Source organism: Basilea psittacipulmonis DSM 24701 (assembly GCF_000743945.1).
Taxonomy (GTDB): Bacteria; Pseudomonadota; Gammaproteobacteria; order Burkholderiales; family Burkholderiaceae_B; genus Basilea; species Basilea psittacipulmonis.
Window position 1 is genome coordinate 681,780 of the sequence record NZ_CP009238.1, and the last position, 26,144, is coordinate 707,923.

Annotated in this window: 23 protein-coding genes; 13 read left to right on the plus strand and 10 right to left on the minus strand. The window is 37.7% G+C overall.

Annotated features, from left to right (window positions below; genetic code table 11):
- Positions 1–280: 280 nt before the first annotated feature.
- From IX83_RS02950 to IX83_RS02965, 4 genes are read right to left on the minus strand one after another with little or no spacing between them, the layout of a single operon-like run.
- Positions 281–1,087 carry an HNH endonuclease gene (locus tag IX83_RS02950; RefSeq protein ID WP_038499025.1) on the minus strand — a complete coding sequence of 269 codons (807 nt, stop codon included), beginning with the start codon at positions 1,085–1,087 and terminating at the stop codon, positions 281–283.
- The gene (locus IX83_RS02955; RefSeq protein ID WP_051919147.1) at positions 1,074–1,928 is read right to left on the minus strand and encodes an OmpA/MotB family protein; all 855 of its coding nucleotides are present in this window, start codon (positions 1,926–1,928) and stop codon (positions 1,074–1,076) included. Before IX83_RS02955 ends, IX83_RS02950 begins: the two co-directional genes overlap by 14 nt.
- On the minus strand, positions 1,912–3,432 hold the full coding sequence (locus IX83_RS02960) for a hypothetical protein (RefSeq protein ID WP_038499028.1): 1,521 nt from the start codon (positions 3,430–3,432) through the stop codon (positions 1,912–1,914). Before IX83_RS02960 ends, IX83_RS02955 begins: the two co-directional genes overlap by 17 nt.
- Before the next feature lie 14 nt (positions 3,433–3,446).
- Positions 3,447–3,689, minus strand: coding sequence for an excalibur calcium-binding domain-containing protein (locus IX83_RS02965; RefSeq protein WP_038499030.1), 243 nt, complete (start codon positions 3,687–3,689; stop codon positions 3,447–3,449).
- A gap of 494 nt (positions 3,690–4,183) precedes the next feature.
- Here IX83_RS02965 and IX83_RS02970 point away from each other — a divergent pair, with 494 nt between their 5' ends.
- Positions 4,184–4,576: a helix-turn-helix domain-containing protein gene (locus IX83_RS02970; RefSeq protein WP_038499033.1), complete on the plus strand. Its 393-nt coding sequence runs from the start codon at positions 4,184–4,186 to the stop codon at positions 4,574–4,576.
- A gap of 251 nt (positions 4,577–4,827) precedes the next feature.
- Here IX83_RS02970 and IX83_RS02975 read toward each other — a convergent pair whose 3' ends face one another.
- The 6 genes from IX83_RS02975 to IX83_RS03000 all read right to left on the minus strand — a co-directional run bounded on the left by IX83_RS02975 (position 4,828) and on the right by IX83_RS03000 (position 10,912).
- Complete coding sequence (locus tag IX83_RS02975) at positions 4,828–6,645, minus strand: SEL1-like repeat protein (RefSeq protein WP_051919150.1); 1,818 nt, start codon at positions 6,643–6,645, stop codon at positions 4,828–4,830.
- A gap of 65 nt (positions 6,646–6,710) precedes the next feature.
- A complete protein-coding gene (locus IX83_RS02980) occupies positions 6,711–7,130 on the minus strand; it encodes a lipoprotein (protein ID WP_051919153.1) in 420 nt (139 codons plus the stop codon).
- 18 nt (positions 7,131–7,148) lie between these two features.
- On the minus strand, positions 7,149–8,210 hold the full coding sequence (locus IX83_RS02985; RefSeq protein WP_051919156.1) for an SEL1-like repeat protein: 1,062 nt from the start codon (positions 8,208–8,210) through the stop codon (positions 7,149–7,151).
- A gap of 105 nt (positions 8,211–8,315) precedes the next feature.
- On the minus strand, positions 8,316–9,560 hold the full coding sequence (locus IX83_RS02990; RefSeq protein ID WP_051919158.1) for a Y-family DNA polymerase: 1,245 nt from the start codon (positions 9,558–9,560) through the stop codon (positions 8,316–8,318).
- Positions 9,561–9,562: 2 nt separating this feature from the next.
- Positions 9,563–9,943 (minus strand): LexA family protein, encoded by a 381-nt coding sequence (locus IX83_RS08960; RefSeq protein WP_143244810.1) that lies wholly within the window; start codon positions 9,941–9,943, stop codon positions 9,563–9,565.
- Positions 9,944–10,024: 81 nt separating this feature from the next.
- The gene (locus tag IX83_RS03000; protein ID WP_158332740.1) at positions 10,025–10,912 is read right to left on the minus strand and encodes an alpha/beta hydrolase; all 888 of its coding nucleotides are present in this window, start codon (positions 10,910–10,912) and stop codon (positions 10,025–10,027) included.
- Positions 10,913–11,299: 387 nt separating this feature from the next.
- On the opposite strand from IX83_RS03000, the gene prfB reads away from it, so the two are divergent.
- The 12 genes from prfB (at position 11,300) to IX83_RS03065 (ending at position 26,091) form a co-directional block, all read left to right on the plus strand.
- Positions 11,300–12,398, plus strand: a protein-coding gene (gene prfB / locus IX83_RS03005; protein ID WP_143244809.1) for a peptide chain release factor 2 whose coding sequence is annotated in 2 segments (ribosomal slippage) — positions 11,300–11,380 and positions 11,382–12,398 — 1,098 coding nt in all. Because the reading frame shifts where the segments join, the coding sequence is not laid out codon by codon here.
- A gap of 3 nt (positions 12,399–12,401) precedes the next feature.
- Positions 12,402–13,895, plus strand: a complete 1,494-nt coding sequence (gene lysS, locus IX83_RS03010) for a lysine--tRNA ligase (protein ID WP_038499036.1) — start codon at positions 12,402–12,404, stop codon at positions 13,893–13,895.
- A gap of 479 nt (positions 13,896–14,374) precedes the next feature.
- Complete coding sequence (locus IX83_RS03015) at positions 14,375–14,653, plus strand: Flp family type IVb pilin (RefSeq protein ID WP_038499039.1); 279 nt, start codon at positions 14,375–14,377, stop codon at positions 14,651–14,653.
- Positions 14,653–15,846 (plus strand): hypothetical protein, encoded by a 1,194-nt coding sequence (locus tag IX83_RS03020; RefSeq protein WP_038499042.1) that lies wholly within the window; start codon positions 14,653–14,655, stop codon positions 15,844–15,846. The genes IX83_RS03015 and IX83_RS03020 overlap by 1 nt, the downstream gene beginning before the upstream one ends.
- A gap of 464 nt (positions 15,847–16,310) precedes the next feature.
- The gene (locus IX83_RS03025) at positions 16,311–16,937 is read left to right on the plus strand and encodes a TadE/TadG family type IV pilus assembly protein (protein ID WP_038499045.1); all 627 of its coding nucleotides are present in this window, start codon (positions 16,311–16,313) and stop codon (positions 16,935–16,937) included.
- The gene (gene cpaB / locus IX83_RS03030; protein ID WP_051919169.1) at positions 16,934–17,821 is read left to right on the plus strand and encodes a Flp pilus assembly protein CpaB; all 888 of its coding nucleotides are present in this window, start codon (positions 16,934–16,936) and stop codon (positions 17,819–17,821) included. The genes IX83_RS03025 and cpaB overlap by 4 nt, the downstream gene beginning before the upstream one ends.
- Positions 17,821–19,173, plus strand: coding sequence for a type II and III secretion system protein family protein (locus IX83_RS03035; RefSeq protein ID WP_051919174.1), 1,353 nt, complete (start codon positions 17,821–17,823; stop codon positions 19,171–19,173). The genes cpaB and IX83_RS03035 overlap by 1 nt, the downstream gene beginning before the upstream one ends.
- A gap of 60 nt (positions 19,174–19,233) precedes the next feature.
- Positions 19,234–20,928 carry an ATPase, T2SS/T4P/T4SS family gene (locus tag IX83_RS03040; protein WP_051919177.1) on the plus strand — a complete coding sequence of 565 codons (1,695 nt, stop codon included), beginning with the start codon at positions 19,234–19,236 and terminating at the stop codon, positions 20,926–20,928.
- Between the two features lie 259 nt (positions 20,929–21,187).
- Entirely contained in the window at positions 21,188–22,033 is an 846-nt protein-coding gene (locus IX83_RS03045; RefSeq protein WP_038499048.1) for a type II secretion system F family protein, read from the plus strand.
- Positions 22,034–22,250: 217 nt separating this feature from the next.
- Positions 22,251–23,027 carry a type II secretion system F family protein gene (locus IX83_RS08535; RefSeq protein ID WP_051919180.1) on the plus strand — a complete coding sequence of 259 codons (777 nt, stop codon included), beginning with the start codon at positions 22,251–22,253 and terminating at the stop codon, positions 23,025–23,027.
- Between the two features lie 122 nt (positions 23,028–23,149).
- Positions 23,150–23,593, plus strand: a complete 444-nt coding sequence (locus IX83_RS03055) for a DUF192 domain-containing protein (protein ID WP_158074713.1) — start codon at positions 23,150–23,152, stop codon at positions 23,591–23,593.
- 470 nt (positions 23,594–24,063) lie between these two features.
- Positions 24,064–26,091, plus strand: a complete 2,028-nt coding sequence (locus IX83_RS03065; protein ID WP_038499057.1) for a BCCT family transporter — start codon at positions 24,064–24,066, stop codon at positions 26,089–26,091.
- Positions 26,092–26,144 lie beyond the last annotated feature (53 nt).

The following is a 26,144-nucleotide window of genomic DNA, read 5'->3' on the forward strand; positions in this document are numbered from 1 at the left end:
ACACCTTTAAGTAAGATATTAGTTAGTACATGGATAATTCTATTTTAAACAATGGGTTATCTTTGAATTCAGTTGTAAAGAATTTCTTTACAACTGCTCGTGAATCAAGTAACACGAATAAACAAATAGTAATTAGTTTAGAATCAGGCGAAGTAAGAGATATTATTTCCTTAGGATTGATGAAAGATAGATATAGCTTAAAAATTATAATTAAGAGATAATTTACATCGTAATCTAATCGAACCCGATTAATAAATCTGCTTATGATGTTTATGAATGATCATTCTTTTGCAGTTGGGTAAATTTTTTCAAAATCTTCTAATAGTTTTTGCATTCTTAACGTACTGAATTGTTTTCGGTGAGCATTGTCTTTCTTACTATGACAAGCGATACATAAACATTGTAGATTACTCGCTTGATTATTTAATTTGTCTCCATCAATGTGGTCAACATGCCAAAAATATCGATCCCTTGGATTATTAGGTTTTAATCCACATTTGGCGCATGTATAATCTACGCTCTCCCTGAACGCTTGACTAACTTTATCCCATCTAAATACATAACCAAAGACATCAACTTTTAATTCAGTGTCAATGCTATATTTTTTTAGTAATTCCACAAAATCTTGAGTTGTTTTAACTTCTTTGAAGTTACTGTTTTCAGAAAAAGTGCGACAATAGTGGCATAGTTCTAATGTAACATTTTTGAATACTTGATGTGTTGTTTTATCGATGAGATCACAAATATTACTCGTTGAAAATACATATCGTTGATGAAAATTTCCTTTATCGATAAAAGATTGAATCGTCTTGCATTTGTAAATATGAAATTTAGGAAACTGAAATTTTCCTTCATAGTTGATAAAAGCTTCTTTGATATACATAAAGCCGGGATATTCTTTGTCTAAATAACGCAGAAAAATACCTTCTTCATCTGGACGAATTTGACTTTCAAAAGAGATACGTCCTTTTTTATAAACTTTTTCAAAATCAACAGTGATTTGATTGTAATCAGATAATTGTGGAAAGTTTTGTTTATTCAGCCATTGTTCTAGTTTGCTAAATTGATAAAGTTCAATATTTTTCATTTTCTGATTCCATTTTACGGAGTACTTTCTCAATTACATTGGCACTGTTGGTAATAATGCGAAACTCTACGCGTCGAGATAGTTCTGGACTAATTGGTTTGCCAGTGAGGTACGTAAGCTTTTTGTTACTATCTAGTGTTCTGCCATAAGATAGACCATTTGCAGTAAGTAAAAAAGCAAGTTGCTGCTGTTGTTCTGGCGATAAACTTTGATAATATTCTGATTCATGGAAATATTTGAGTACGGCTGTAGAACGTAGTTGAGACAAAATCACGTTTCCAATATATGGGTCATTATCGTAACGCAATGCGGGTACGGTATCGGTATGTCCTTCTATACGAATTTCGCTAATCGTTCCTCGATATTGGGGGTATAGAATAATATTAAAATAGCGGGGCAGAAAATCATCTAATATTGTTTTGAAATGCGGTTTAATGGTGGTTTTTCCTAGATCGAAAAGTACCTCAGGATTGGTAAACTTAATCGAAAGATCTTCGCCTAGTTCGATATGCCATTTTTCTATATCATCTGAGAACTCATTCTTTAAGGCTTGATAAATCGATAGTTTGCTATTTGTGAAGTTCTCAAAAATTAATTTTTGTTGCTCTTGACTTCTTTTTAGTGCTTCTTCACTTTTTTTCAATTGTTCTACAATACGTTTTTGTTCTGCTTCGCTTTTTCTTAAAGTATCCAACGTCACATAGAGTTCTTCGTGGTTTTTATTGGCTTGAGAAATATAAGAAATAGCAATAAACATAAAAATGACCATCAGACCCGTCATGATGTCTGAAAAGGAAACCCAATGATTTTCTTTCGAACTACGTCTATTTATTCTTTTCATATTGTCCGTCATAATTGATGATAATACGTTGAATTAGCATGTCTAGACTCATCAAAACGTTATTGAGCTGATCTTGGTAAGTTTGGTTGAGTGTATCCAAATCTTTTGCTAATGATTCACTCGCATTATGTAAGAGGTTGACACCTTCATTCATTTGTTCTTTGGTGTTTTTCCAGAAAATTTCATTGATGTCTTTTATTTTGTCGATTTCTTCTAAGCGGCTCAAAAGACGTTCCACACTATCAGAGAAGTACATTTGATTTTCAACCCATTTGTTTAATTTGTTTGTTGTTTCATCAAAAGCATTCGTGTTTTTCTTAATGAGATCGGCGGTATTGCTTAAGTCTGTGCTTATTTTTTCAAACTTATTATCATCAATGATGACTCTTTGTAATTCACTGATTAATTTTTGTAAATAACCTGCATCAGAAACAAGTTTTTCTGTATGATGGGTGATTTCTTTTAATGTATTATGATTGCTGTCAAGTCCTGTTGCGGCTTGATTAAACTGTTCCGTTAATGAGGCGATCATTGCTTTGTTTTCTTGTTGCCATTGATTCAGTTGCATAACACTGTGGTTAAGCTGTTCAAAGTTTTCTTGAACGAGACGACTAATCAATGTATTCATCTGCTGGTTAAATTCTTCAGTGACTTTTTCCATGACACTGACCAATGCTTCCGTGTTATTTTGGCTTAGTAGTTCTGAGAATTCTTCAAACTTCTGCTTAATTTCAATCATGAACAAAGATAGTATCTCTTGTTTCTCTCTGGCAATGTCTTGAATTAACTTATTCTGTTCTTTGTAATGTTCAGCCATTTGATGAATGATTTGCACTGCTTCAGTGAAACGAGACTCAAACTGTGTTGATTTTTCCATGGTTTCTTGATGTTGAGAAACCATCATTTCTTGGGTGTTGGTGATTATCTGATTTTCTTCCGTCTGTAATTTTTCTAGTCGATTTTGTGAGGCTACGATTTGATTAAATAGCTGAATACTTTCATGATAATAGTCCTTGACATCATCGATGTGAGTATCTCTTTCATTGATTGTCGATAAAATTTTATGTTGAACCTCATTGAGTTCTTTTAATTCTTCGATAATTTTTTGATCGTAATTGTCATCATGTATGACAGCGTTTCTTTTTTCAACACGAAATAGAACAAATTCCGATATTTTAGAAAAAATTAACGATAGTACAATACCTACGATTGAGGTGGAAAAAGCGTGTTTTAGGCCTTCTAATAGGGTGGGAATACTCGAGTTAATATCATAAACGTTAAAATCGATGAGACCAAAATATATCCCAACAAATGTACCCAAAACGCCAATGGTGGTAAATACCGATGGTATGGCTTCATAAATATAAGGATTGTGTTGATCTAAATTTTTATAAATAGCAAGTTTTGCAATTAAAAAAACACTGACAACAAACCAAAGAGCCAATAAAAAATAAACAGAGTTGATAATAAACTCTCTATTTTCAATAAAAAAATTATTACCCATAATTTTAGAAAATATTAATGTGTAGATTTTTGTGTACGAGTGTTAGATTGACACACACGTTTTCCATGTTGACTACCGCCAGGCAAGCATTCGCATGCTTCGCCATCACGGTCACGATCCAGATAATACGCATTATATTTACGCATAAAGGCTTGAGCTTCTGCTTGGGTGTTGAAATCTGAGCAATAAGCATTTCTGGCTTGTGCAGAAGGGGATAGCATGCATAATAATGCGAAAAAGAGGATTGTTTTTTTCATATTGAATATCCAAAAATAAGTATTAATGTCATATGCTTGTGAGAGTATAACTTTTTTTAAATTTATTGACTTTAAAATTTTAAAAATTAATGTTCGAGGCGTGGATCTGAACTAAGTTCTTGACATTTTTTAATGTCCTGATCATTACAGCCACTTAGCAATGATAATAGGCCTAGTATAAGTGATAGTCTAAATAACATAATGTGCTTTCCTTTTTATTTTGATGAGTGACCTCGTTCATTCACTTTATTTGGAAAAATCAGTGTTCTGATTTGATATGGGTAGTTATATCATTCATATAACTTTTATTTTTTACGTCAGATTTATAGGATAACTTTTTAGCAACCTCTCCCGTAATACTGTGATTATATTCAGCAATATCAGTTAGTTGAATTAATAAAAGAGTAACAATAAAAATAATACCCGTTTATTACAATTTATGCAAGAGTAAAAATAAAAGATCATATCTAAATATGCGTAATTTAAGGTGTGATATGGCTCAGTTAGTCGCCGTGGATATAGATAAATCAATCGGGCAACGAATTCAGCAACGAAGACGAGAGTTAGGTTATTCAGCAGATCGCTTATCTGAGATGATTGGGATTTCTCAGCAACAGTTATCACGCTATGAACGGGGGGCTAATAAAATTAATGTATCTCATTTGGTGAGTATTGCCACTTGTTTAAAAACGCCGATTAGTTGGTTTTTCTTGGACTGTGAACCGCAGTTTGAATCTTATTCCCCTCAGCCTTTGGAGACGTTGGCGTTGCCTATTCGTGGTGATGATTTGAAAATGAGGTTAGATCAGCATTGGCAGGCATTGTCTGATGAACAAAGGAAAAAGTTAATTTCGTTTTTGGATTCGGTGTTGTCGATGAAAAACTAATGAAATCAAGCTTATTCAGTGAATATAAAAATATATTGTCATCATTTATTTAAAAGTATTGTCCTTTACAACTTAAAGTTTTGTATTGTTATTCCCATACTTTTGTGTATGAATAAAAAATAATCCGCCAACTTTAGTTGACGGATTCTTGTAGGGTTAAAAAAACGGAATTTTAAGTAGTAAATCATGCAAGTCTGAATGTCAAAACTAAGAAGAAGGGTAGTTTTCTCATCAGAACACCTTTCTTTGATTTACGGATGGATACCCAGATCGCGTAAAGCTTGTTTGGCTGGCTCGAATCCTTGTGCAGCTGCAAGTCGATAATATTTAACGGCTTCTTGCTTATTTTGCTGAACGCCTAGACCGTTTTCATACATAAAACCTAAACTACCTTGTGCGAAAGCATCTCCTTGATCAGACGCGAGGCGATAATACTTAACAGCTTGTTGATAGTCTTGTGGAACGCCTTGACCCTTTTCGTACATAAAACCTAAACTGCTTTGTGCCAAAGCATTGCCTTTATCCGCAGCAAGACGTAAATATTTCACAGCTTGTTGGTCATCTTGTGGAACACCTTGACCTTGTAGGTACTTCAAGCCTAAAGCAAATTGAGCCTGATCTTCTCCCTGGTCAGCAGCGAGGCGTAAATATTTAATGGCTTGTTGTTCATCTTGCTGAACGCCGAGACCATTCTCATACATAAAAGCTAAATAGCTTTGTGCGAAAATATCTCCTTGATCAGCGGCGAGGTGGAAATACTTAATGGCCTGTTGTGTATCTTGTGGAACACCTTTACCTTCTACGTACATCAAACCTAAATTAAATTGTGCGAAAGCATTACCTTGATCCGCAGCAAGACGGAAAGAATTAACAGCTTGTCGGTCATCTTGTGGAACACCTTTACCTTGTAAGTACATCAAACCTAAATTGAGTTGAGCTTGAGCATCTCCTTGAATAGCGGCAAGGCGGAAATATTTAATGGCTTGTTGTGTATCTTGCTGAACGCCGAGACCTTCGTCGTACATGATAGCTATCTTGCTTTGTGCCTCAGCATTGCCTTGATCTGCAGCAAGAAGGTAATATTTAGCAGCTTGCTGATCATCTTGTGGAACACCTTTACCTTGTGCGTACATCAAACCTAAATTGAGTTGAGCCTGTGCATCCCCTTGATCCGCAGCAAGGCGGTAATATTTAACGGCCTCTTGGTCATTTTGTTGAACTCCTCGACCTTGTTCGTACATCACACCTAAATTAAATTGTGCGTAAGCATCGCCTTGATCAGCGGCGAGACGATAATATTTAACGGCTTCTTGGTCGTTTTGTTGAACCCCTCGACCTTGTGCGTACATAAAGCCTAAACTGCCTTGTGCATAGGCATCGCCTTGATCAGCGGCGAGATGGTAATATTTAACGGCTTCTTGGTCATTTTGCTGAACGCCAAGACCGTGTTCATACATAAATCCTAAATTAAATTGAGCTTGATTAACTCCTTGATCAGCCGCGAGGCGATAATATTTAATGGCCTCCTGATCATTCTGCGGAACACCTTGACCTTGTGCGTACATCACACCTAAATTAAATTGTGCAAAAGCATTACCTTGATCCGCAGCAAGGCGTAAATATTTCACGGCTTGTTGGTCATCTTGTGGAACGCCTCGACCTTGTGCGTACAAAACGCTTAAATTAAGCTGGGCCTGATCATTTCCTTGATCCGCAGCAAGGCGTAAATATTTCACGGCTTGTTGGTCATCTTGTGGAACGCCTCGACCTTGTGCGTACAAAACGCTTAAATTAAGCTGGGCCTGATCATTTCCTTGATCGGCGGCGAGACGGTAATATTTCACGGCTTCTTGCTCATTCTGTGGAACGCCTTCGCCGAGTTCATACATCTTTGCTAATAGGTATTGAGCATTACTGTCTCCCTTGTTAGCTGCTTTTTCACAATAAGCAACAGAGGACGCTCTTTGATTAGGATCTTGACTAAGCTCTTGACATTTTTTAATGTCTTGATCATTGCAACCACTTAGCAATGATAATAGGCCTAGTATAAGTGATAGTCTAAATAACATAATGTGCTTTCCTCTTTATTTTGATGCGTTGACCGTTTTTTCAATAACTGTGTTGAACTAACTGATTACTTTCTTGCACTGAGTTCACGTAAAGTAGCTTGTGCTCGTTCATGTCCTTGATCAGCAGCCAATTTAAAATATTTAAAAGCTTGTTGATAATTTTGCTTAACCCCCAACCCTCTTTTATACATCAAACCCAAATTGAATTGAGCTGTAGTATCTCCTTGTATGGCACCAAGACGAAAATATTTTGCGGCTTGCTGATAGTCTTGTTTTACACCTAATCCTTTTACATACAGGTAGCCTAAGTGGACTTGTGCATCAACATCGCCATTATCAGCTTTACGCTGTAATTCTTCAATATCAATTTGATACTTAGTGTATTCGGGTGGCTGATTAGAACTTGTTTTCAACGCTTCTTTTGTCTGAATAGAGCAGGCTGTTAAGGCTAGTGTTAGCGTTAAAAAAGAAAGAATTTTTTTCATATTATCGCCTTTTAAAGGTTAGTGGTTACGTTGGTTCCAGGTTTTTATTAACATTACCTGTGCTTCAGTATACCCCTGAGAGGCGGCACGATATAAATATTCATAGGCTAAATGTTGATCTTTTTTGACACCTTTACCAGATAGATACATTAATCCTAATCTAAATTCTGCCAAAGCAACTTCTTTATCGGCAGATAATTGGTAGTAGCTAACGGCCTGTTGATAGTCTTGCTTAACGCCTTGACCTTCTTCATACATGACACCCAATATGGCTGGTGCAGTATCATGACCTTGATCAGCAGCGAGTTTGTAGTATTTAAAGGCTTGTTTATAATTTTGTTGTACACCTTCACCATTGTAATACAGCGATGCTAGGTTAAATTGTGCTTGAGCATGGCCTTGATCAGCAGCAAGTTTTAAATGTTTAAAGGCTTGTTGATAATCTTGTTTCACGCCTCGACCATAGTAGTACATAAGTGCTAAGTCAAATTGTCCACTAGCATGATTTTGATCAGCAGCGAGTTTGTAGTATTTAAAAGCTTGCTGGAGATTTTGTTTTATACCTAATCCCTCGTCATACATATTACCCAATAAGTCTTGTGCTTTTGCATCACCTTGATCGGCAGCAAGGCGGTAATATTTGGCAGCTTGTAGATAGTCTTCTTCGTCATCATACATAATGCCTAATAATAATTGTGCATCAATGTGTCCTTGATCAGCGGACATTTTTAGATATTTAAAAGCTTGTGGTAAGTCTGGTTTTCCGTCTGTCCCAAAATAATACATGTATCCTAAGTTATACTGCCCAATAGCGTCACCTTGATCGGCGGCTAGTTGGAGATAGTGCACTGCTTTTGAGTGGTCTTGAGGGACACCTAGACCTTTGTCATACAAGACTGCTAAATTGACTTGAGATTTAGCATCGCCATTATCAGCTTTACGCTTTAGTTCTTCAATATCAATTTGATACTTAGTGTATTCGAGTCGCTCACCAGAACTCGTTGTCAAAACTTCGTCTGCATCAATAGGGTAGGCTGTTAAGGCTAATGTTAGTGTTAAGAAGGAAAGAATTTTTTTCATATAAACCAACGTATTATGATGTGAAATTGCATATTCTATAACAAAAAATGATGAAAATGATATCTATGCATAATGGTTGATGTTGTTCTTTGTGGACAAAATGTTTCACGCTTTGACAACCGGTACTTCTGACCAATTTGTGGTAAATCTAGGGCTTAGAAAATTTTGTTGGGTGTACCAATAACGTTTGTGGTGAGTGCCCATGCTGGCACTGTGAATGCTTTGTTTTCCAAAACGATCATTAATAGCGTCGATAGTCTGAATGAGTGCAGAGGGTTGGTATTCCTTGTTTTCAAAGAGATCAAGCTGACGATCGGGAGATTCGGTTTGGAAATGAATGCCTGCACGTTTATATAAACGATTGGGTACAAAAATCTCATCCAATAAAGATAAGGCGGTTTTGATTAAATAAAACGTATCACCATTAAGATTGGCAAGTTTTTTGAAATGATAAAGTCGTCCTTCCTTGCTTTCAATAAAAAGGGTTAGTTGAGTAGCAGTGAGTTTCTTTTGTCTGAGTTTCTCGCCTGCGGTATCGCAAAAACTAGCGATGATTTCTTTTAGTGTATGCAGTTCTTTGACGGCAAATCCAAAGTTTCTGGAGATGGTCAGTTGTTGTTGAGGGTCAGGGTGGGTGTTGAGTGGTATCCTCGTGCGTCCATGTAGTTCGTCAATAATGTGAGCCAGATTAATGGAAAATAGCTGGCGAGCGAGTTTAGGAGGCATTTGATATAAGTCGTAAACGGTATTGACTTGTTGCATATTTAATTTTTTAGAAAGACGACTGCCAATTCCCCATACTTCTTGAACAGGAATGGTTTTGTACAGTTCGATTAATTCATGTTCAGATAGATGAAGAAGACTGTAAATGGAGGAGGCGGATTGTTTGCCAAGATGATTCGCAAGTTTGGCCATGGTTTTTGTAGGTGCGATACCGACACTGGTGGGAATACCACAACGCTTTAAAATACAATGGTGTAGTTCTAGGGCGGCTTGTTCGGGATTAGGGTGGATGCTCCATTCTAAAAAACACTCGTCAATCGAATAAATTTCTTGGTGAGGTGAAAAAGTGTGAGCGATAGCCATAAAACGTTTTGACATATCGGAATATAGAGAAAAGTTCGATGAACGCGCAATTGGGGCTTGGGAACCTAAACGCTTTTTGACTTGAAACCAAGGCTCTCCCATTTTAATGCCGAGACGTTTGGCTTCTTGGGAGCGGGCAATGACACAACCATCGTTATTCGAGAGAACGACTAACGGTTTATTCTCTAAGAAAGGCTGAAAAACACGTTCACAGCTACAAAAAAAATTATTGCCATCTATCAAAGCAAATATCGGTGTATTCATATCTAAAAAGGCGAAGAGATGGAGGGGGTGGTGCGAATGCGTGGCTGGTGAATGATATAAGTCACCACGCCCCATATACGGCATTCATCTATATAGGGAGTACTTGGATCAAAGTCTAAATCAGATTCTAGGCTAATAATATCGTGATCACGGTTCCATCTTCTGACGATAAAGCCTTGATGGTTGGCTATGACGACAGCCTGATCAGGTTGGGGATTTAAACTGCGATCAATGATCAAATAATCGCCATCGCAAATACCAAGATGATGCATGTGATGACCGCTAACTTTCATAAAGAATGTACTGTGAGGATGGGGGATAAGGATTCGATTCAGATCAATGCCTGTATCGCCCATCTCATGAATAGGCGTAGAAAAACTCATAGATTACCTGTAAGCACTGTATAAATAATCAGTATATTATAGGTAAAATTTTAACGATTGGCTAGTACCACTGGCACATGGTTACTCGTGTGAGAGATATGTTTGAAAAGAGCGTCGAAAAAGGCTTCCATGCGTCTCATCTGGATAAAAACGATAATGAACGTTCAGATACTGTTTTTTTGATAAGATTTCGCTGATACGTTCTAAACTAGGAACGGCTTGGATCAAAAGCTGCCGACGTTCTGAAATCGCTTGCATATCTGGCGTGGGTTGTTGAGGGGTAAGACCACTTTTTTCGAGTGATAATGAAATGGGCGAAGATAGGGCTTTTTTCAAAAAAGATTGTTGATAGGAAAGAATCAGGCCATCATGCAACCAAATAGAGGGATCGACGGCTATATAGTGTTGAAAGGCGGATGGGGTGGTAAACAATGTATAAAGCACAAATAGTCCGCCATAGGAATGCCCCCAAAGTGTTTGTTCTTGAGGATTGATAGGTGCATGCTGTTCAACGAGAGGGCGAATTTTAGTTTGGAATAATTGCAAAAAACTAGCTGCACCGCCATTTTTACGAGTGGGGTAAAAAGGATCAATAAGTACGTTGCCTTGAGGATCTGGAGGGGTATAGTCAAATGCCCGACTTTCTGTATCCAAGCGTTTGTCTGTTTCATAGCCAATAAACACCATGACGGTGGGTGTTTGATGAATAAATGTTTCTAATTTAGCTGGCTCAATAATCGTGGAAAAAGCATTGCCATCTAAAGCGTAGAATACGGGGAATCCTGCTTTAGGAGGCGTTTGGGTAGGAATGAGCATGGTGATGCGATAGTGTCGTTTTCCATCCTCAGCACTGAATTGAAACGACTGATATTGGGCATTTGCTATGCTAGGAAAGGAGGATTGATGAGTGGTCATGGTGGTAGGAGAATTTATGGGTTGGGTCAAAGAAAAAGCGATGTGATTGCTCAATAAGCACAGTAGGAGAAGGATTTTTTTGAACATTCATCTTATTCCTTGATAATAGCCTCATTCCGCTAAGAACGAGGCGAATAGGGAGGTATTGGCTTCATTCATCGCCTGTCATTGGCTGACATTGTATTGGATTCATTATACGATGTCAGCCTTAGCGATATGAAAATTAGTGTGCTTTTCCACGAAATACCCAATAAGCAAAAATATGATAGCCAATAATGCAAGGTAGGGTAATGCCGTTATTTTTGCGAGTGCACAATTTAGATAAGGACGCTGAATGATTGAGTTTTTAAGCAAAAAAGTTCTCTATCCTTTGGTCTAAAAACGGTTGGGAGGTAAGGTGTTTATGTTAAAATTTAAGGTTTTTATATATTTTTTTAGATTATGGAAGCAGAACGCTTAAATTCGATTGGTTCACGCTTATCTGATTATGCAGAACGTGAACAAGCTCTTAGGGGGTATCTTTGACTTTGATCAGAAGTCAGACCGATTAAAAGTAGTGAATTTAGAACTTGAAAACCCCGATATTTGGAATCATCCTGAAAAAGCTCAAGAATTAGGACGCGAACAGAAGTCATTATCTACGGTGATTGATACGTTGACTCAGTTGCACCAGAATATTCAAGATGCTCAAGAATTATTTGAAATTTCTCAAGATGACGATAGTGCCTTAGAAGCGATTGAGCAAGATTTAGATTCATACCAGAAAATTATTGAAGAGTTTGAATTCCGTCGTATGTTCAATAATCCTGCTGATCCTTGTAATTGCTTTATTGATATTCAGTCTGGTGCTGGCGGCACGGAGGCTCAAGATTGGGCATCTATGTTGTTACGCCAGTATTTGCGTTATTGTGAACGTAAAGGGTTTAAAGCAGAATTGCTAGAATGCTCAGATGGTGATGTGGCAGGTATTAAATCGGCAACGATCAAAGTAGAAGGTGATTACGCTTTCGGCTTTTTGCGTACGGAATCAGGCGTGCATCGTTTAGTGAGAAAGAGTCCTTTTGATTCCTCTAATGGTCGTCATACTTCTTTTGCGAGTATTTATGTCTATCCTGAAATCGATGATTCGATCGAGGTGGAAATTAATCCTGCTGATTTACGTATCGATACGTTCCGTGCCAGTGGTGCAGGTGGACAGCATATTAACAAAACCGATTCTGCGGTTCGTATCACACACCAACCAACAGGTATTGTGGTTCAGTGCCAAAACGATCGTTCACAGCATAGAAACAAGGCTGAAGCAATGGCGATGTTGCGTTCTAAATTGTATGAATTAGAAATGCGTAAGCGTCAAGCGGAACAACAGAAGTTAGAAGATGCCAAAACAGATGTGGGCTGGGGTAACCAAATCCGCTCCTATGTATTGGACCAAAGTCGAATCAAAGATTTAAGAACGAATGTGGAAATATCAAATACCCAAAAAGTGCTGGATGGGGATTTAGATGCCTTTATTGAAGCCAGCATGAAACAAGGAGTATAAAAGATGTCAGAACAACAGTTAGATGAAAATAAATTAATGGCTGAACGCCGTGCGAAATTAACGGAAATCCGCCAAAAAGGCGTGGCATTCCCTAATGATGCACGTCCTACCGATAAAGCGGGTTTGTTGCATGAAAAGTTTGATGATAGTGCTAAAGAAGAGTTAGAAAGCCAAAACCATCAAGCCTATATTGCAGGTCGCATGATGCTTAAACGCGTGATGGGCAAAGCGAGTTTTGCTACGTTACAAGATGCAACAGGCCGTATTCAGATTTATTTAGATAAAGATTCTGTGGGCGAAGAACGTTATGCAGAATTTAAACAATGGGATTTAGGCGATATTATCGAAGCCAAAGGTACGGTGTTTAAAACCAATCGTGGGGAATTAAGTATTCATGCTCACGAGATTCGTTTGTTAACGAAATCATTACGTCCTTTGCCTGATAAATTCCATGGTTTGGCGGATCAGGAAATTCGTTATCGTCAACGCTATGTTGATTTGATCATGACACCTGAAACGCGTGAAACATTTTTAAAACGTAGTAAAGCATTAAATGCCGTTCGTCAGTATATGATGAAAGCGGGATTCTTAGAAGTGGAAACGCCAATGCTTCACCCGATCCCAGGTGGTGCCAGTGCTAAACCATTTATTACGCACCACAACGCTTTGGATATGGATATGTATTTGCGTATCGCACCTGAGCTTTATTTGAAACGTTTGATTGTTGGTGGGTTTGAACGTGTATTTGAAATTAACCGTAACTTCCGTAATGAGGGCGTTAGTGTTAGACATAATCCAGAATTTACGATGATGGAGTTTTACGCGGCCTACTGGAATTATCAAGATATGATGGACTTTACAGAACAGTTATTGCGTGATGTCGCTATTGAAACGACGGGTTCTGCAGTCTTAACTTATCAAGGTCAAACAGTTGATTTATCCCAACCTTTTGATCGTTTAACCGTGACTCAAGCGATTTTGAAATATTGTCCTCAATATACGAGCGAACAATTAGCTGATGAAAACTTCTTGCGTCAAGAAATTAAACGCTTAGGTGCAGAAGTGCCTGTTACGCCTGGTATCGGAGCGTTGCATTTTGCTTTGTTTGAAGAAACGACTGAACACCTATTATGGAATCCAACGTTTATTGTGGACTATCCTGTTGAAGTGTCGCCATTAGCACGTGCTTCTGACAAAGACCCAAGTATTACCGAGCGTTTTGAGCTATTTATGACAGGTCGTGAATATGCGAATGCTTTCTCAGAGTTGAACGATCCTGAAGATCAAGCAGAACGTTTCCGCAAACAGGCTGAAGCCAAAGACGCGGGCGATGAAGAGGCGATGTATTATGATGCAGATTTTATTCGTGCATTAGAATATGGTATGCCACCTACAGCGGGTTGTGGTATTGGAATTGACCGTTTTATGATGCTTTTAACGGACAGTCCTAATATTCGTGATGTGTTACTGTTCCCGCATTTAAGAAGAGAAGAATAAATTTTCTTTTATTAAATGCTTGTGTTTAACTGGCTCCTGTGATTGATAAGATGACGGGAGCCAATTTTTTTGTCTATTTTATCCCGTCTCAATACACAATCATCGCCATCAAAATAGTTTCTCACGATCGTGATACTTGAGATGAAGTCGTTAACGTATTGGGTAATGATGAGCAGAAAAGCCACGTAATAGATGAGGGATGGACGATCGGATTAAATGATGAAAAGTTATTCATTTTCCCGTACTGCTCTAAATCTCGTGTGAGCAGTGTCCCGAAAACGAGTAATGAAGCGGGTTACCAAGCACGTTCAAAATATATGATGAGGTGGTGGTGTGCTGAAAAGTTTCTCATGGTTACGAACTTTCAACATTGTGGAATCTGCTTAATTGCTTGTTCTTTAAGTATATTATCGAATTGTTAGAAATCTTTTTTTATAGCAAACTTATCACATCGTCATTTAAAAAACGGGAGATGAAAGATGATGAGCTATAGAAAAGCATTGAGATATTGTAAACAGTCAGGGCAGGCGATGACCGAGTACATCATCGTGGTTGCTTTAGTGGCTATTTCAGCTATTGGTGTTTATCAGTTATTTGGTCAGGTGGTCCGTTCACAAACTTCAGCGATGGCTCATGAGCTTGCGGGAGAGAACGGTAGTGAAGCATCTGAACGAGCACAGGAATCTGCACGTAATTCGATGGCAGAAACGGAAACGAAAACCTTAAAGTCCTTTACGAATAACGCCCAAGGTGACTAATGTTTAAGAATAGCCGTGATGAAGATGGTCAGGTATTAGTATTGGCTCTTATCTTATTAAGTGTGATTATCGTAGCGATACAAGGAATGTACGAGGTGATGCAAGAAGTCGATAGGAAAATAAAATTGACTCAGGTATCTGATCTAGCCGCATTCTCTGCAGCAAATGCTGTAGCAACGAATTTAAATACACAGGCTTTTATTAATCAAGCCCAGCTATCTCATCAAATGGCTGTTGGAAACTTAGTGACGTTATTGTCGTTAGCAAAATACAGAAGTGCGATGAGTGAGCGTAGTAAACGTATGAATCCACCTGTTTGGTTAATTGGCATGCACTTTGGTCCTGCACATTCTATGGTCTATTCTTCAGCACAAAATACGGATTCTGAAATTAGACGACTAGAAAAAGCATTAAGTGAGCATCAACAGGCTTCATTAGATTTAGCGAAAGTAGCACGAGCACTGCATTTTAATTTGAAAAAAGTAAGAGACGAAACGATAAAACAGATTGTGACATCACATTACCCAGAAGCTGATGGAGAAATTACTTGGTGGATAGAAGAGGATACAGTGCCAGACATGGTGAGATGGGAAAAGTTTACAGGTAATTATCACGCTTTGATAGAACGTTTGTCGAAGACTTATAAGTTTCTTTCACCACGTAATAAACGACGGCTTTCACCTAATGTCCTGCCGCAGTGTACTTATATGCCGCCTGTTTTGTTAAGACAAGGTGAAACGAGTTTAGAGAAAAATGGTTTATGGATGTCAAGGGACTCTGAGTCTTTTCACAAGGTTTTATGGAATATGTACACGAACTGTTTTTATCGTGAATATCCCATGGGATGGGGAATGAATAAAGCCACTCAGTATGTGGATGAAACGAATGCACCGAGTAACTTTGCTTCACAAACATTTTTGTCATGGGCGATTTCTCAAGGCATTAACGTTTTTACAGCTTCTAACAATAATTTGGCCAATGCTTGGGCCCAAAGAGATGCTTCGACCTCCCAATCTAGTGCCTCACTTCAACGAGCAGTATTACACAGAAAAACAGGAGGATTTAAATTGGTTTTAAAAGAAAAGAAAAGGGTCGCTACCTCAAAGGGAAAAGTATTTTATGAATCATGGGATGGGAAAAAGAAAGACCCCAGTTTGTATCAAGCATATTGGCATGGACGATTATCTTGGTAGTAGTTAAGGCGATGAAGTAAAAGTTCTGATAGATGAATGATGATTTAAATAAGTACTGATGGGGATCTTGGAGTGAGGGTAGTGTTGGTATATGAAGATGATGAGATGGAAAGATGATGATGTGTGGTGGGCTGAATAAGTGTTAATGGGGATCTCGCAGTGAGTGTAAGTGTTGGTGCATGAAGATGATGAGATGGAAAGATGATAATGCGTGGTGCCTTGAATAAGTACTGATGGGGATCTTGAAGTGAGGGTAGTGTTGGTATATGAAGATGATGAGATGGAAAAATGATAATGCGTGGTGCCTTGAATAAGTACTGATGAGGATCTCGGAGTGAGTGTAAGTGTTGATGCATGAAGATGATGAGATGAAAAGATGATGATGTGTGGTGGTTTGAATAAGTATTGATAAGGATCTTGGAATAAAGATAAATGTGGTGTGTAAAGATTAAGGTGTAATGAGAATGGACATATTCATACAAAACAGAACATTAAATGATGAATCTGGTCAAGCAATGATCGAGACAATCGTTATTTTTGTTTTATTTATTAGTATTTTTTATGCACTCGTATTTTTAGGAAGAATCAGTTACTTTTGGGTTAAGGAGGCGAGTATTCTTAATTATCAAACAGTGATGAGTGCTTACCATGCTTCAGATGCTCATCGTTCGGAAGAAAGGAAATATCTATTGTCTGAACATGAACATAACTATCTAAAACGTCAATATAACAAAGTTAACGAAACATATCGTTTGTCCGCACTAGATTTTCCAGTCCTTTCTAATAAGGATGCTAAACGAAGCATATTAGCCAAAGATTGGGAAGTTGATCAAAAAATGGTCCATTTGTCGAAAGTGGGAAATTTTTGGAATATTCCGTGGGAGAAAGAAAGGTTTGTGGTACCAGAATATGGGCAGGTCCCTTTTACGGCTAATCAAATGGTGAAATCCTCATGGGGATGGAAGAAGCCCAATGGATTATCACGATCGATAACAAATATCTCAAAAGTGTGGGCCAACACGATAGACAAACCTTGGTTACGGGCAAATATGGTTAATGATTGGGTTTTTATATGGCAGGATAAGTTATGAGTTGGATAAAGATACATAAGAAACAGTTATTGTTATTGCTAATTTCATTGGTGGCGGGCATCATCCTGTCTTTTCTGATTAAAAGACATTTTGCCATGCAGTTTAACGATCAAGGGCAAGTCGCGAAAGTCGCCAGAATTGTTGCAGATAGAGATATATCAGCAGGTACGATTCTAACGACTCAAATGTTATCGCTACGAGAAATCCCTGCAGAATTTAAACAGTCTAGTAGTTTTGCGGCATCTGCATTGGGAGCGGTCGAAAATAAGATATTGCAGAAAGATTTAAAAAGAGGAGATTTAATTTTACAGGCTCATCTATCTGCGAATGTAAAACCTTTTTCACATAGCGTCGGAACAGGTCGAAGGGCTATTACGATTCCCATTGATGAACTTAATTCGGCTTCAGGCATGATTGTTCCAGGCGATCTAATTGATTTATATGTTTCGTTTGAATATCAAAAAAAACGAATTACGGCTCCTTTGCTACAAGGGGTGTTAGTCATGGCAACAGGAAAACAAAATCGCTATATTGCACAAGAGGGAAGAGAAGAATCTTACGATACGGTAACGTTAGACACCTCACCTGAAGAAGCTGTCCAATTAGTAGCGGCTCGTGAATCTGGAGAAATTACGGCCATGTTGAGAAACCCTCAGGACAAGCATATTAGCTCAAAAGGTGTCAAAGGAAATTTAGCACAAATGTTAGGAATCTCCCCTCATAAAACATCTAATAAGCCTGTTGTGATCTATGCGAAATCACAAAGAATTCCAAATAAAAATAAACCTGATGCCACTGATCTGAAAAAAGGTTTGTTTGATTTGCCTGATACGCAAGATTTAGTCAGCGATTGGATTAATTCATTACCCAAGGAGTCAGAATAATGAGACTGTTTATTACTGTTTTGTTTTTTATAGTGCAGACATGTTTACTGGTCGTTCATGCCAGTACGGTTGAAAAAATCGATTTAATGGTAGGCGATATTCATTTGATTAAGGAAAAAAAGATAGAAAAAGTGGCTGTAGGTGATGGAAAGATTATTAATGTGTTAAGTGACAATGAATCGGAAATAGTAATTTTTGCAAAAGAAGTAGGGAGTACTACTTTGCAAGTATGGTTTGATGAAGAACAAACTAAGCACTATCAGGTTCAAGTATCGAATCCATCGAATATTAAATTAAAAGCAGACTTGGAAAGGTTACTGTCTTCTGTAAAGGGAATTAAGGTCTCTCAATTAGGTGAACAGATGGTCGTAGAGGGTTACTTTTACAGTAAATCGGAACAATTACGATTTCAGCGACTAAAAGAGCATTATCCAAACTTAATCGATATGACCCAAAGTGGCTGGGAGAAAATGATTTTATTAGAAGTTGAGATGTTAGAACTTCCAAAGAATTATTTAAGAAACTTGGGGGTGAGTTGGGAACATGAAATAACAGGTAATGTATTTGGAGACATGTTGTTTAACGTACTACCGAGTTTGCAAGCATTAAGAAATGAGGGAGGCGGTGTGATGCTGGCCCAGCCAAAATTGATGACACGAAGTGGTACCGCTGCAGAATTTTTGGCAGGTGGTGAATTTCCTTATCAAATTACCGATACCCAAGGGCGTATTCATACACAATTTAAAAGTTATGGCGTGAAATTAAGTATTACGCCAGAAGTGTTACCTGATGAAGCAGTGAGTTCTCAGATTGCATTAGAGATTAGTGCATTAGATAACTCCTTGACGGTAAATGGTGGTCCTGCCTTAAAAACAAGACGAATCAATACACAGTTTAATGTCAAAAGCGGCCAGACAGCTATTCTTGCTGGATTTATTTCTAAGGAACAATCACAAGGTTTAGAGGGGATTCCAGGTATTTCCCAGGTGCCGATTTTGGGTGATTTATTTAAATCAGAAAAATTTCAAAGCAATGAAACGGAATTGGTTATTTTAGTGACACCAAGAATTATTACGAATGACTCACCTTTGCAAGCAGCTGCTCAAAGAAGCCAAATGGTGAAAGATGCCAGCTTTGGGACTTCTGAGGGTATTTTGCCTACCCAAAATAAAGCAAAACCTAAAAAGCGTCAGCATGCTCCAAGCAGTCAATGGCAAAAAGGTGAACCGCCAAAATGGCCAACTGAAAACGTTTCTGATAAAGGGAAAACAAAAAAGACAGATCAGAAAAATAAATCGTCAACAACGCCTAACACTAAAAAAGTATTGGGAAAAGAAGCTCAGAGTAAGTAGCGATAAAGCGTATAGATGTATCAACAAAATTAATATGTGAATGATGAAAGGGTAAATAAGATGTATCAAATTAAAGTATCACTGGAATTTGAAGATGGAAAATTAGAAACCGTTCAGGTCAATACACCCGCAAGCATTGGTCGTTTTGCAGCGTCATCGATTAGACTAAATAGCTGGAGAGTGGCTAAAAAACACGCACAATTTATTGAAAAATCATCAGGAGCCTTTTTTTATGATGAGGGAACTTTAGCAGGAAGTTTAGTCAACGGTGCAAGAGTCAGTCGTTATGGTCCTTTGAAAGAGGGCGATAAAATTATTATTGGTCCGTGTAGATTAACCATTTTAGGCTTAGAGAAGATATCTGATGACAGTCATAACGAGATGCCCGTTTTTTCAAATGAAAAAGAATCGTACCGAGTCGATAAAGAGCAACACGATGATCATGGTAATGGTGAGGGGCTTGTATTAAGCGATCATAAAAAGATTGCTCAATATCGTCAAAAGCTTCATCAGGTGTTATTTAGTAAATTAGAAATTCACAAACGGGATATTTTAAACGTGGATCAAGACAGTTTACGACAAGAATGCCATGATGTTTTAACGGATTATCTAAATACCACTCAGGATATTCCTACATTATCTGAATTATCACAAGCAGAAAAAAATACTTTGATAAAAGAGATATTGGATGAAGTGCTAGGATTGGGACCATTAGAAGCATTGTTATCTGATGATAGTATTAGCGAAATTATGGTTAATCGTTATGATGAGATTTTTGTTGAAAAAAAAGGAGTCGTATCACTTTATCCATCTGTGTTTAGTAATGATGAATCTGTACGTATTGTCATTGATAGAATTATTGCACCCACTGGTCGGCATATCGATGAAAGTTCGCCTATGGTGGATGCACGTTTATCGGATGGTTCTCGTGTTAATGTTGTGCTTTCCCCTGTTGCACTAAGAGGTTCTACCATCACGATCAGGAAATTTTTGTTGAATAAACCCGATGTCCAATATTTAATTAAAGAGGGCAGTCTAAATGAGGAGATGGCTTGTTTTCTGGAGCGAGCCGTAAAAGAAAAGAAAAATATTATTCTAAGCGGTGGTACAGGAACGGGTAAAACTACTTTGTTAAATATTTTGTCTAATTTCATTCCTAAACATGAACGTATCATTACGATTGAAGATGCGGCGGAATTGAAATTAAATCACCCTCATATTATCTCGATGGAAGCAAGACCAGCGAATGTGGAGGGAAGAGGCCAAATAACCATTAGAGATTTGGTACGTAATGCATTAAGGATGCGACCCGATAGAATTGTTGTGGGTGAATGTCGAGGAACGGAAACCTTAGACATGTTAACAGCGATGAATACGGGGCATGAGGGATCGTTAACTACATTGCACGCGAACTCCCCTAGAGACGCATTAAGTCGATTAGAAACAATGGTGCTTTTGTCAGGTGTCAGTCTGCCTTCTCAAGCAGTCAGGGAGCAGATTTCGGGGGCGATTGATTTTATTATTCAGTTGACGCGTTTGCAGACAGGAAAACGAGTTATCAGTAGTATCGTGGAAATCTGTGGTATGGAATCCAATATGATTAAAACACAGAATATTTTTTCATACGATCGACAAACACAGGAATTTAAAAATACAGGACTAATGCCAGAGTGCTTGACATTAGAACAGAACACTTGGGAGACGGGCGTAAAAAGACATATATCAGGCATATCTGTAGAACCGTTATTTCATTAAATTAATACGAATAAGATAAGGTGTTTGTACTGAGTGTATGGATTCATCTGTTAGGTACTAAAAACCTTATTAAACGGTAATGCATGTAATGTGTAGGCTAATAATGATTTAGATAAAGAGGATGATAGATTGGACTTAAATAAAAAACCTTATTAAACGGCGATACACGTGATGTGTAGGCTAATAATGGCGTAGATAAAGAGGTTAAGAGGGGTGCTTAGGATAAAGCAAAAAGGATGATTATCAAAAAGAGGGATTCATGATATTTTTATTAACGTTATTTTTAATCATGATTTGCAGTATCGTCATTTGGTTGATGATACATTTTCTTTCCGATTCATGGCGACAATACCAAAGTCAATTTGAAAAAACGGCAGAACAAAGTATGTACGATTTCTTTTTGTTTTTGGATGTGAATCGATTGCGTTATTTCGTGATGGGGATTGCAGTGATGATATGGGGGTTTGTTTATTTGTTTACCTCTCATATATTGCTCGCTATATTGATTTCACTAGTTAGTTTATTCATGCCATTTTATGGTTTGAAAATTTTACATGCCCGTCGTATGCGTCAATATGAGGAGCAGTTGCCAGATTTCTTATCTGCCATCGCCAGTGCATTATTGGCAGGTTCCTCTTTACAGATGGCGTTAAATAAAATTGTACCGACAACCAAAAAACCGTTATTGCAGGAGTTCTCATTGTTAATGCGACAAGTCCAATTGGGGGCTTCATTGTATGAGGCACTTGATGATTTAGCAAAACGTATTCCTGGAGAGTCTAATGAATTGATGATTTCTGCGTTTAAAACGAGTTTAAAAAATGGCGGTAATCTGGCCCAATTATTATTTACGATATCTCAAACCATTCGCCAACGCTATCAAATCTCACAAAAAATAAAAGCATTGACATCACAGGGAAAAATGCAAGCATGGGTAATGGGGGCTTTGCCTTTGCTTATTGTATTTGCAATGAGCTTTATCGATGAAAAATTAGTGGGATATTTTTATCAATCATGGGTGGGATGGTTAGTGATTGCATTCGTGTTGATACTGGAATTAGTCGGTCTGGTCATGATTAGAAAAATTGTAGGTATCAAAATTTAACCTAAAGATAGCTAGACACAAATCTGGATAGCTTGAAAACTAAATCAAATAGGCAGAGTTTGTTTGATAGATGAGTGGAATGTATTGATGTAATTGTCTTTGAAAGAAAAAATCTAAGACAGTGGATGCAGGGGTGTAAACATTAACGATGACATGAAAAGGGTAAAGTTAAGTATGGGCAGTTCATACGAAAAGCAATTAAAGGATGATAGGGGAAATGATTGTATTTTTAATGTTAGCGACGACAATGGCTGTTTATTGTTTGGTTCTTTTGTTGAGTAAAGCATCTTTTAAATCTTTTTCTGTTGATAAGTTGATGACTTGGAAATACCGTCTTTATATCGAAAAATGGTTATTAAGAGGGCGATCAAAACAAAGTATCAAAAACTTAGTCACAAAACAGATAGTGTATGGCGGTTTTGCTTTTATGATTCCTTTTTTGTTGTGGCCCACATTGCAGTTCTGGGCGATACCATTAGCAGTGTTTTTTGCAGTGTTGGTATTTTTTCAGCCTATTGTATCGTTGAAAAAACAATATCTAAAACGAGAAGAACATATTTCAAGAGTATTGCCTTTTTATATTGATATGTTAATTCTTTCTTTAGAAAGTGGGATGAGTTTAAACATGGCGTTGTCGTATATTCAAATTGCTGACAGTCCCTTAGCCCAAGAAATTGAGATGTTAAACCATGAAATTAAAGTGGGGGTGACGAGAATGGATGCGTTTCATCATTTATCAGAACGAAGTCAAGCTTGTCAATCGTTAATGATGGCACTGATTCAAGCCGAACAAATGGGAATGAGTTTAGCCCCTTTGTTAAAGGATTTAGCCAATCAGATGCGGCAATTACGTTTTATTGATGCGGAGAAAAGGGCCATGCAAGCACCCGTTAAAATGATGTTTCCTTTGTTAGTGTGTATTTTTCCTTGCACCTTTATTTGCATAGCATTCCCACTGATTATGCGTATATTAGACACGGGCGTGATTAGGTAAAACATCTGATGCTAGAAACAATAAGGTATGCATGAAACATGAGGATTAGATAGACATAAGAATATTGAAATATTATCCAGTTGATCGATAAAAATCTGATGATAAGAAGTGAGGGAAAGAAAATGATTAAAAAATGGATGAAACATTTTGCTGAGTATATTGGCTCAAAAAACGTATGGACGCTATCTCTAGAAGATAAAGTGATTGACATTGAGTTTGCCACTTCATTAAAGTCTAGATGCCGAGGTTTAATGGGAAGAACGATACCTCAACGACTTTTATTGATTCCAAATTGTAAATGTGTTCATACGTTTGGAATGTCATGTCCATTAACGATTTACGCATTGAATTCACGTTTAAAAATATGTGCAAAAAAAGATAGCTTGGTACCGAATCGCATATGGGGGAGTTTGCATGCCCAATACATTCTTGAGGTGCCAACACATTTAAAGATAACAAATGAGGAGTTACGGAAAATACATCGTTTTATTTTTACAAAAATAGTGGGGTCTAAAAAAGAGATGATGAGTTATATGGAAAAAGAATATGAGTCTTTTAAGTCTTGAAAAGGGCATAAACACTGCTTTTGGTGGGTGTTTAAAAGAAGATAAAGGGGTGTTTTTGCAATGCGTGGTAAAATAAGGAGGATGGTACGTCCAAAAGGGGCAAGACGCGATGATTAAATTATTCTCGAAAACTATAATGTGAGTTGGGTGCTGAGAACTAATGTTCAAATAACCATCTAATTTGTACGAGAAATTCGCAGGCTTTAGTTATCTATATCAATGATAAAAAGTACATTCGAGAATGCTATATGAAACCAGTCGTCCGTCTTTTTGATAGGGTGAAAAATGCGAACTCTGCATCGCATCATTTATCTGCTTGCTTTAATGATAATTGCTCAAGTAAGGAGAGAGTTTAAACATCGTGATCATGCCTTAAAAATGGAACATAATGTTCATGTGATTTTGGGTATGAACAGTGACTTTTGGATGTTGAAGTTATTAAATACTTTATTTTTATTGGAGGTATTATTTTGTCTTTAACAAAATTTATTCAAAATAGAACTTCTTTTAATCCGCTTGTGATGGGGGTCACCTTATTATTAGTGGTATTGTTAGTCTTATGCACGCTCGTGTTACAAACAGACACCCAAGGTGTATTAGATTGGGCAAAAGCGGCTATTTTTAAAAATTTTAGTTGGTTTTATATTCTGACGTTTTCTGTTTTCCTAGCCTTTTTGTTCCTACTATCTTGCAGCTGCTTTGGTAGTATAAAACTAGGATCAAATGAAGAAGAACCCGAATTCTCGTTTATGTCTTGGATGGCGATGTTATTTGCTGCTGGCATGGGGGTCGGTATTATGTTCTTTGGTGTGGCAGAACCACTGACACATTACACTTCATCGATTACAACAGGAACGTTGGAGCATAAAGAACAAGAAGCGATGTTGCATACCTTTTTTCACTGGGGTATTCACGCATGGTCTGTCTATGCGGTGATCGCATTGGCTTTGGCTTATTTTGGGTTTAGATATAAGTTACCGTTATCGCTACGTTCATGTTTTTATCCTATTTTTAAAGAACGTATCAATGGCAAAGTCGGTGATTTAATCGATATTTTGGCATTAGTGGCGACTTTGTTCGGTATTATTACTACCTTAGGGTTTGGTGCCTCACAATTAGGTGCAGGCATTGAACAAATAGGTTTGGTAAACAAAAGTGATTTTTCACTACAAGTTGGCATCATCATCGTGGTGATGTCTTTAGCGGTCATCTCGGCGATTTCTGGTGTTGGAAAAGGGGTGAAATTGCTTAGTGAAATGAACTTGGTCATTGCGTTACTTTTGATGCTGTTTGTATTGGTGACAGGTCCTACGTTAACAGTGTTATCGGCGTTTAGTGATAATCTGGGGACGTATCTAAGTAATGTTGTTAATTTAAGTTTTAAAACGTATGTGTATGAATCTGAGCATACATCATGGTTCACTGGCTGGACAGTGCTTTATTGGGCTTGGTGGTGTTCTTGGGCACCATTTGTAGGGCTATTTATTGCTCGTATCTCAAGAGGCCGTACGATTCGTGAATTTATTTTTGGTGTTTTGGCCGTACCGAGTTTGTTCTGCGTGTTATGGTTTACCGTTTTTGGCAATAGTGCGATTTGGATTGATGTAAATGTTGCCCAAGGTGCTTTGCATGACCTAGTCTCCTCACCAGAAAAATTGTTGTTTGCCTTCTTAAATTATTTGCCTCTCCCTTTATTAACAGGGATTGCGGCGTTGATCACGATTTCTTTATTCTTTATCACATCTGCTGATTCAGGCATTTACGTTTTAAATAATATTGCATCTCGTGACAAAAGTATGGCTTCTCCTCGTTGGCAAGCCGCTATGTGGGGAGTATTGATGTCCGTCGTGGCTATTGTGTTACTCAGATCAGGTGGTTTGGGAACATTGCAAACGATGACGCTTATTGTGGCATTACCTTTTGCGGTACTCATGTTAGTCATGTGTTTTAGCTTGTGGAAAGGTATTCGTGCAGATAAGAAATACTTTTCAGCAAAAGTTACACCAACTAGTATTTTCTGGACGGGTGAAAAATGGCGTGAACGTTTGAGTCAGATGTTGAGCCAAACTCAAGAAACTGATATTCTCAAGTTTTTTAGAAAAACAGCACTACCTGCGATGAGAGAATTACGTCAAGAATTGGTCACTGTCCATAATCTTAATGTTGAGTTGGTTGAGAATTTGAGTCAGGAAGCACCTAGTTTAGAGTTTGTCATTAAAAAAGAATCAATGAGAGACTTTATGTATGGTATTAAATCAGTTAGTCATGAAGTGGCAGAAGAATTGATTCAAGATGAACATTTACCTCATATCCAACATGCCGTAACTTATACGCCAGTTACGTATTTCTTTGATGGAAGAGCAGGGTATGATGTCCAATATATGACAAGAAATGAACTGATTGCGGACATATTAAAACAATATGAACGTTATCTAAGTTTAATGTCTCATGTAGGACAAGAAATCATGTCTCATGAACAAACGGAATTGGCAGAATAATCCTTAGTGCATTTCCGCAAGAACACCCTCTCATCATACTGACATAAGGTGAG